This window comes from Winogradskyella sp., assembly GCF_025210595.1.
In the GTDB taxonomy this organism is placed as follows: domain Bacteria; phylum Bacteroidota; class Bacteroidia; order Flavobacteriales; family Flavobacteriaceae; genus Winogradskyella.
On record NZ_JAOARH010000108.1, the window covers coordinates 1 to 5,146 of the forward strand.

General features: G+C 31.6%; 4 protein-coding genes and 1 pseudogene. 3 read left to right on the top strand and 2 right to left on the bottom strand.

The window, feature by feature from the left end; genetic code table 11:
• Nucleotides 1-633, bottom strand: a 633-nt coding sequence (locus N4A42_RS11445; RefSeq protein ID WP_294074097.1) for a LytTR family DNA-binding domain-containing protein, incomplete at its 3' end; no start/stop codon positions are given.
• On the bottom strand, nt 630-1,709 hold the full coding sequence (locus N4A42_RS11450; RefSeq protein WP_294074099.1) for a sensor histidine kinase: 1,080 nt from the start codon (nt 1,707-1,709) through the stop codon (nt 630-632). The genes N4A42_RS11450 and N4A42_RS11445, both read right to left, overlap by 4 nt.
• 207 nt (nt 1,710-1,916) lie before the next feature.
• On the opposite strand from N4A42_RS11450, the gene N4A42_RS11455 reads away from it, so the two are divergent.
• The 3 genes and pseudogenes from N4A42_RS11455 to N4A42_RS11465 all read left to right on the top strand — a co-directional run.
• Nucleotides 1,917-4,301, top strand: a complete 2,385-nt coding sequence (locus tag N4A42_RS11455) for a TonB-dependent receptor (protein WP_294074101.1) — start codon at nt 1,917-1,919, stop codon at nt 4,299-4,301.
• 21 nt (nt 4,302-4,322) lie between these two features.
• A complete protein-coding gene (locus tag N4A42_RS11460) occupies nt 4,323-4,766 on the top strand; it encodes a hypothetical protein (protein WP_294074103.1) in 444 nt (147 codons plus the stop codon).
• A gap of 33 nt (nt 4,767-4,799) precedes the next feature.
• A pseudogene (locus tag N4A42_RS11465) lies at nt 4,800-5,146 on the top strand (hypothetical protein); the annotation flags it as partial.

The window sequence follows — 5,146 nt, forward strand, 5'->3', positions numbered from 1 at the left end:
ATCATGCATCGTGTAGGCTGATATCTTTTGAGTATTAACAATATAGGAACGATGTATTCTTAAAAAGCACGAAGGTAACTTAGATTCAAAATCACTAATCTTTTCTTTTGTAGTAATGCTTATAGATTCAGTATGAATTCTAACATAATCCTTTAGGCTTTCAGCATATAAAATGTCATCATAATTAATACGATGATATTTTTTGTTGGCATTTACATAAATATAGTTGCTTGAATTCTCGTTTTCTGTTGGTTTTGGTGGTGCTTTTGGAACTGGCGCATCCAACTTTAAAAACTTATTTATAGCTTTAAAAAAACGGTCAAAAGAAATAGGTTTCAGTAAATAATCTACAACTTCAAGTTCATAACTTTCCAATGCATATTCACGATATGCTGTTGTAAAAATAACTTTAGGAGGATTGGATAGTGATCTCAAAAATTCAATACCAGTAAGTGTAGGCATTTGAATATCTAGAAACATCAAGTCTACATGATTAGACTTTAGCATTTCTAAACCTTCAATAGCATTTTGACACGTTCCTATAACTTCTAAATTTGAAAATTTAGACACATGATCCTTTATAAGTTCAATTGCTAAAGGCTCGTCATCAATTATAATACACCGTTTTGTCATGAGTTCAAATCTACATTAAGTTTTACTTCAAAAGACTCTGAAGCATCATTTATTTCAATAACATGAGTATTGGGATATAATAATTGTAACTGACTTTTTGTATTATGAAGCCCTATACCTTCTTTATAATTGGTATGGTCTTTTTGTTCAAATCTGGCTTTAGTATTAAAAATTCTAAACTTCATCTGTCCTTCTTCCACCTTTAAATCTATGTCAATTATTGGATTTTGAATGGCGCCACTTGCACCATGCTTAAAGGCATTTTCAACTAGTGATATTAAGATTAATGGAGCTATTTTAGAATTGGGATTATCAATATGATGTGTAAACGATAATGACAAGCGGTCGCCATAACGTAACTGTTCCAAATTGATATAATTTTCTATAAGTTGCATTTCCTTTTCTACATACACCAAGTTGTCATTGCATTGATACAACATATAGTCTAAAATTTCAGACAACTTTAGAACTGTATCAGAGGCTTTGTCCGATTTTTGCAATGTTAAAACGTATAGATTGTTTAATGTATTAAATAAAAAATGTGGATGAATTTGGGCTTTAAAAAAATTAAGCTCTGAAGATACTTTCTGTTTTTCCAGTTGTTCTATTGCTCTGCTTTCATAAAATTTTTCTTTAATCAATTTGAGTATATACATAATGATTGCTGGAAAATACGTTCCTAAATAATAACGTGCATATAGTGCTTTGATATCTGTAGCAATTTCTAAAATCGATTCTTGAGCAAAAGGACGTGGTCTAATCAATTCCTCAACACCATGCACTACAGTAATACGCGCAAGAACAGTAAACACATAACTACTCACAATAAAACTTACTAAAAACGCCACATAACGTTTCTTATACAAGAATACTGGCACTTGAAAATAAATCAAAGTATAAGCTGCCAACATTTTTATGGGCAACATTAATGCTTTATGAATAAAAATATCCTGTTCGTCATATAATGATTCTACGCCCAAAGATTGAGTTAATAATAGTATAACCCAAAACAAAAGATGTCCCAACCAGCGTCTTTCTTGTATATAGTCTATTATTTTAGATAAGTAGTCTTGCATACTTCAAAAATAGAGATAAAATAGCTTAAATCTGGTTCTTGACGACAAACACGCTATATCTGCAGCTCAATTGGATATTGCACTTGACCAATTTCACTCATCCTTATTTTATCTTTTTATATACTAAAAAAATACCTGCTCATCCTTTTTATTTAATTCACATGAAATAAACTAAGATTTTTGAACCATCAATCAAAATAGCAGTTTATGACACGTATTACAATGACAATTTTATTATGCCTTATTTCATTTTTAGGTTTTAGTAATAACAATGAAAATGCTGAAAAACGCATCACAGGAATCGTTATCGATGCCGAAACAAAAGAACCTTTGGAGTTTGCAACGGTTTCAATTTTAAAGGACGGAAAACTAATTGATGGAATTATTACCAATGAAAAAGGAGCCTTTAGCATTTCGGCTCAACAAGGGAATTATATGATTCGTATTGAATATATATCTTATCAGAATTACGAAACACAAATAGAACTCAAAAAACATTTAGATTTAGGCACAATTGCCTTAGCCATAGATATGGAAGCTTTAGACGCTGTAGAAGTCGTAGCTGAAACCTCAACTGTTAATCTAAAATTAGACAAAAAAGTATTTAATGTTGGTAAAGATCTACTGTCTCAAAATGGTTCTCTTGTACAAATCTTAGAAAATGTACCCTCTGTAGCGGTAGATTTAGATGGTGCTGTTAGCCTACGAGGAAATTCTAATGTTACGGTTTTAATCAATGGAAAACCTTCTGTTTTAGTGGCCAATAATGGTCTAGATCAAATTCCTGCACAACAAATTGAACGTATAGAGGTTATTACAAACCCTTCTTCTCGTTATCAAGCCGCTGGAACTTCTGGAATTATTAACGTGATTCTAAAGAAAAATAAAAACGCAGGGTTAAGTGGTTCTGTAAGTATGAGTAATTCTATTAGAGCTGACTTCAATACCAACGCTAATATCAATTACAAAACCAACAAGGTAAACCTATTCTCTACCTTAGGATATCGTTTTGTAGATACTAAAATAACACAAGATGTTACTCAAAATTCTTTAGTAGGCAGTGAGTTTGTAACCCTTTTACAAGACATTGACACTTACAGAAATTCTGAAATATTCAACATGTATTTTGGTATGGATTATTTCTTAAATGACAAGAACACTATAACCGCTTCTTATTACAAAGTACTTATAGATCGAGATAATAAAGCAGACTATCGTTATGATTATTTTGACACTTCAGATGCATTATTCAACACTACAACTAGAAGTGAAACTTATGAAGAGCCAATGGACCACAATCAGCTGGAAGTAAGTTATGAGAAGACTTTTGAAAAGAAAGGACAAAAATTAATTCTTGATTTTCAATATGATTTTTGGGATGATGACGAAAATGAAAACTTTAATACCATCGTATCTCAAATAGGTATTCCAGATTATCAAACACAAATGCGTACACGAGATATTGAAAGTAGCAAAGACTACTTATTACAACTCGATTACATTCATCCTATTAGTGACACCTCAACATTTGAAGCTGGACTTCGTGGGGAAACAAGAGTCATTACTAGTGATTATAATGCCGAAATTTTTGATGGTAACGCATGGACAATTTACAATAACATAGATAATGAATTAGACTACAAAGAAGAAATTGGAGGTATCTATGCGCAATATGCTGGTAAACTTAATAAGTTAAGCTATCAATTTGGTCTACGAACAGAATTTACTAAAGTTCGTATTTCGGACACCAATAACGAGTTTAGAAACACGAAAGAATACACCAAATTATTCCCAACAGCGCATATTACTTATGCATTTTCAGATCAAACTAACATGCAATTGAGTTATAGTCGTCGTATTAATCGTCCTAGTTTTTGGCATCTGAATCCATTTGGAGGTTTAGCACAAATCAATGCAATTAGACAAGGAAACCCAGATATGGATCCTGCACTTACCAATTCCTTAGAGCTCGGATTTCTAACACGAATTGGAAAATTAAGAATCAACCCTTCTGTATATTATCAGAACACCGATGATCCATTTCAGTTTATTACCGAACGTAATGCTGAAGATATTTTAGTTACAAAGCCTATTAATATTGATACTGAAAATCGTGTTGGATTAGAGTTATCATTAAGCTATAGACCTTTGAAATGGCTACAACTATCTGGTGAACTCAACTACTTTACTTTTGAGCAAAAAGGTTTTTATAATGACGTGGATTTCAATTTTGATGATAGTCGTTGGTTTACACGTATTAACTCGCGTATCAAATTACCTAAAGATATTACGATGCAAACTAGTTTCAATTACAATGCAAGAAATGAAAGTGCTCAAACCATCACAAAAGCAAATCACACCTTAAACATAGGACTCAATAAAAACATTCTTAAGAACAAAGGAACAGTAACATTTAACATTAATAATGTGCTCGATTCTAGAGAAAATATCATCACTAGAACAGGAGATAACTTTAGATACGATTCACAACGTAAACTTTTAGGCCCTTTATACACATTAACTTTTGTGTACCGTTTTAATCAAAATGGAAAATCAAAAACTAGACGTCCAGGAAGAAGTAATAGAAATTAGTTTAATTAAAAAAACAATAAAATGAATACAAAAACCTTATATATCATAATTTTATTATGCATAACACAATCTCTCTTAGCTGCGCAAAACATCACAATCAATGAAGGCTCAGGGTCTTTTAATTTTCATGGTGGAATTGGTCATGAAAACGACACAATTAAAGTGCATTATTATAAACCTCATAATTTCACATCTAATTCTAAAATACTCTTAGTTATTCCTGGAGCTGGCAGAAATGCAGATGATTATAGAGATTCTTGGATTGAAGCATCTAAAAAACACAGCATTTTAATTATTTCACCATCTTACAGCGAACAGCAATATGATTTTGGAGACTATCACCTTGGAGGTATTGCAAAAGATCTAGATCTTAAAACTGGTATACGTATGGAAAAAGGAACTAACAAAGTGTATGTTGATGAATCTATAAAAAGATTTAACCTACAACCTGATTCCAAGCATTAGTTATATCATGATTTTGATCGCCTTTTTGACTTAGTGATAAGCTCTACAGGATCCTCTCAAAAACAATATGATATTTTCGGACATTCTGCAGGAGGTCAAATATTACATAGATTTGCATTATTATTTCCAGATTCTAAAGCCAATAGAATTCTAGCTTCTAATGCTGGTTCATATACTTTACCAGATTTTAAAACTAATTTCCCATATGGATTGAAAGACCTTAGAATTGAGACATCTCAATTAAAAGAATCATTCCAGAAAAATTTAGTTGTTTTTCTAGGAGAAGAAGACAACGAAAATGAAACAGGCGGTTTAATTTTACGTTCTCCAACTTTAGACAAACAAGGTACTCATCGATTTTCTAGAGGAAATTATTTTTA

Excerpts from the sequence above, each read along its gene's own strand:
- N4A42_RS11460 (WP_294074103.1), top strand. The coding sequence starts at position 4,323 with ATGAATACAAAAACCTTATATATCATAATTTTATTATGCATAACACAA.
- N4A42_RS11455 (WP_294074101.1), top strand. The coding sequence starts at position 1,917 with ATGACACGTATTACAATGACAATTTTATTATGCCTTATTTCATTTTTA.
- N4A42_RS11450 (WP_294074099.1), bottom strand. The coding sequence starts at position 1,709 with ATGCAAGACTACTTATCTAAAATAATAGACTATATACAAGAAAGACGC.